Annotated in this window: 1 protein-coding gene; it reads right to left on the reverse strand. The window is 58.8% G+C overall.

Translation table 11 applies throughout. The features are described 5' to 3' along the window. Positions 1–140 precede the first annotated feature (140 nt). Positions 141–599, reverse strand: a complete 459-nt coding sequence (gene tnpA, locus DWX39_RS10845; RefSeq protein WP_117630087.1) for an IS200/IS605 family transposase — start codon at positions 597–599, stop codon at positions 141–143. Positions 600–748 lie beyond the last annotated feature (149 nt).

The following is a 748-nucleotide window of genomic DNA, read 5'->3' on the forward strand; positions in this document are numbered from 1 at the left end:
ATCAGAACCACCCTTAAAAAGGGTGGTTTGCTCTTAGGGTATAACCCACGGGCCCCGGGCTCGCGTCTAAAGGCGCGGGCCCGGACTTCGTCCAGGCCTAGTGCATCTTGACCCGTGGCGCGCCGGTCGAACCGGCGGCATCACCCCCTCTTGAAGGGGTCCTCGTACTCCTTCACGCTCAGCTTGTCCAGTGCGATGTCGTGGGACTCCTGCTCCCTGATGTACTTGGCGATCGTCGCCTCGTTCAGGCCGACGGTGGACACGTAGTAGCCCTCCGCCCAGAACTTCCTGTTGCCGAACTTGTACTTGAGGCTGGCGTGCCTGTCGAATATCATCAGCGAGCTCTTCCCCTTCAGGTAGCCCATGACGCTCGCGACGCTGTACTTCGGCGGGATCGCCAGCAGCACGTGCACGTGGTCGGGCATCAGGTGCCCCTCGATTATCTCGATCCCCTTGTACTCGCACAGCTTCCTGAGGATCTCCCCTATGTCGCTCCTGATTTGGTTGTAGATCACTTTGCGCCTATACTTCGGCGTGAACACGATGTGGTACTTGCACATCCACTTCGTGTGGGAAAGGCTGTAGGCCTTCTGGGCCATGGCGACCACCCCTTCGACTCGAATTCTTGACGGCCTGAACAATCGTCAATATCGGTCGGAGGGGTGGCTTTGTAAAGCCGTTTGTCTCCACCCGCGTAGCGGGTGGTTTAAAGCTGGCCGCTGCGCGGCCAGCAGACTAAAGTCTTGAA

The organism is Collinsella sp. AF19-1LB, from assembly GCF_003459655.1.
Classification (GTDB): domain Bacteria; phylum Actinomycetota; class Coriobacteriia; order Coriobacteriales; family Coriobacteriaceae; genus Collinsella.

Coding starts and splice junctions, on each gene's coding strand:
- tnpA (WP_117630087.1), bottom strand. CDS start 599: ATGGCCCAGAAGGCCTACAGCCTTTCCCACACGAAGTGGATGTGCAAG.